Origin of the sequence: Mycobacterium sp., assembly GCF_052144515.1 — a bacterium.
Lineage (GTDB): Bacteria > Actinomycetota > Actinomycetes > Mycobacteriales > Mycobacteriaceae > Mycobacterium.
In genome coordinates, this window is the sequence record NZ_JBKQQD010000052.1 from 1 (window position 1) to 2,594 (window position 2,594).

Sequence of the window (2,594 nt, forward strand, 5' to 3'; positions counted from 1 at the left end):
GCTCGGCCTCGCTGGTCGCAGCGATACCACCGCCGGCGCGTTTCGATGCCGCGTCCAGTTCTTCTCGGGCGACCTGTTCACTGGCGTCGGGCGCGATCACGCGCAGTGTGATGCGACGCCCGTCGCGACCGATCAGGATCACACTGGCCGGCTCCTCGGAGGTGAAGCCCTGCAAATGGACTGTCTGGCCGGCGATCTGGACTTGCGGCGGCGTCTCCGACCACCCGTTGAGGTGGTAGCCCACTACGGTGACCTGACCCAGCCGATCGGACAGCGCCGCAACCAGGGCGGGCAGCTCGATAGCTAACCGCGTTGATCGCGGCCACCATGCCCCGTCGACGTACGTCGAGGCAAGCGAGTTAGGCGTGAGCTGCAACCGCGGCGCGCTGTCGGCCTCGACTACCCCCCGGCTGACTCGCCGATCGTCATTCATCAAACTGGGGTCCCTTCCGGCCGGCGAGGTCCTCTGTGGGCTTTGCCCGACCAGACACCAAGCGGGTGACCGACGCTCGAACCGAACACCGACCTCAAACCGCACGCTACCCGGGCAAGGTAACCACAGCGGGGGCGCGCAGTGAACAAGGGGGGACGGGGCCACACGGCGAAGAAGAGAGTGCGGTTTTCAATGTCCCCAACGAATGGAATGCGGACGACTCAAATCTGGCACACAGTTGGGCTTGCAGCATGTGTATTTTGCCAAGCCTTGGGTTGCTAGTCGACGTTCGCTGAGCCGAATACGCTGTGAGCCTGTGAGCCCCGACCCGGAAATGAATGCCGACCCACCCGATGCCCAGACGGGCTCAGCGGCGACGCATCCAACCGAGCACGCACGCCAATGGTGCGGCCCGGTCGAACTGGTTGCGCGCCGGTGTATTAGGCGCCAACGACGGGATCGTATCGGTGGCCGGCCTCGTCGTCGGTGTGGCCGCAGTGACCACTGACCGCGGGCCGATGCTCGCCGCAGGTAGCGCCGGGCTCGTAGCGGGAGCAGTAGCACTGGCGCTGGGCGAATACGTCTCGGTCAGCACCCAACGCGACACCGAAAAGGCACTGCTGGCCATGGAACGCCGAGAACTCGCCGAAACCCGGCCAAAGAACTCGACGACAAGGCTAAGGGGCTCAGTCCGGCCACCGCCCGTGCGGTGGCGAAAGAGCTGACGGCCCACAATGTCTTCGCGAGCGTACGTGGATGTCGAATTAGGCATCGACCCCGACGACCTGACCAACCCCTGGCAGGCGGCGCTGTCTTCCGCTGTCTCGTTCACCCTCGGGGCGTTGCTACCGCTGATCGCGATGCTGGCTCCGCCCCGGATCCCGGTCACCTTCGCCGCGGTGCTGCTCGCCCTGGCCCCGACCGGCACCATCAGTGCGCGCTTGGGCGGCGCCGACCCTCGCCGCGCGGTACTCCGCATCGTGGTCGGCAGAACGATCGCGATGATGGTCACCTACCGGATAGGACAACCGCTCGGCGTGGCGGGCGTCTAAAGCAACCCGCCGGAGGGGACAGCCGTCCCAGAGGGCATCGCTGGGCTTTGCCGCAAGTCGGTACCGGCCACTGACTTGACCGCGTAGGTGAAGGACGCAGATCCGTCACAGCACAACCTAACCCCGGGTACGGAGTCCGCCGATGAACCGGCACAGCGACTGGCGTGTCCGTCGCCATGACCGTCGACAGCGCCGGCGGGCGCGACAGCAATCTGGAACTCCAACGTCGTCGGCGCGGTGATCTCGACTTGAGCAGGCATTCGCGAGTACGTGTCATCGAAAAATCTTGATGGGTCGGCCGTCGTTGCTGGCCCACAACCGATTCGGGGCCTCTGCCGCTGGCGGCTGGGTGGCTCCTCCGAGACGTTTGCGGCGCCGTCGCACCGGTACGCGCAGCTCTCGTCGTGCCACAAGCGTTGCAGCTTCTTGTAACAAGCGTCGAGGTATGACGCTTGCCCCGTTGGGCGTCGTCTGGCTGGTGCACGAGGGGTAGTGCGGGCGGGCGTACCCCGCCCGAAAGTTGCTCCTATGTCAAGCGGCGACCGGATTCACCGCCTCGGCGGGATCGCCGTGCGCATTCTTGAGGTACTACCGTAGGTCGGCATCGGGCGGCTGACTGAGTGTCCCGTCGCAATTGATGGGGCCAGCGACGCGCGCCATGGCCCGTCACTCGCTACGTTGTTGTGGGCACCACGACAAGGGAGTCTGCGATGTGACCACCCGACCTAGACGACGACGCCATCGCGCGGCAGCCCCGGTTGTTACCGAGGTATGGCGGGGTAATGCGTACCCGCTCGGGGCGTCCTACGACGGATCCGGGACGAACTTCTCGCTGTTCAGCGAGGTGGCCGAGCGGATCGAGCTGTGCCTGTTCGACGCGGACGGCGCCGAAACCAGGATCGTGCTTCCGGAGGTCGACGCCTTCGTCTGGCACGGTTTCCTGCCCAATATCGAACCCGGCCAGCGGTACGGGTACCGGGTGCACGGGCCACACGACCCCGGCGCCGGTCAGCGGTGCAACCCGAACAAACTGCTGCTGGACCCCTACTCCAAGGCCATCGATGGCACGTTCGATTGGAACCAGTCACTGTTCGGCTACAACTTCGGCG

General features: G+C 65.7%; 1 protein-coding gene and 2 pseudogenes. 2 read left to right on the top strand and 1 reads right to left on the bottom strand.

The window, feature by feature from the left end:
* Nucleotides 1–433 (bottom strand): DUF5994 family protein (locus ACLP9N_RS02595; protein ID WP_442405930.1); only part of this gene is annotated, 433 nt, incomplete at its 3' end.
* 353 nt (nucleotides 434–786) lie between these two features.
* On the opposite strand from ACLP9N_RS02595, the pseudogene ACLP9N_RS02600 reads away from it, so the two are divergent.
* Nucleotides 787–1,485: pseudogene (locus ACLP9N_RS02600) on the top strand (VIT1/CCC1 transporter family protein).
* Nucleotides 1,486–2,197: 712 nt separating this feature from the next.
* Nucleotides 2,198–2,594, top strand: a pseudogene (locus tag ACLP9N_RS02605) (glycogen debranching enzyme); the annotation flags it as partial.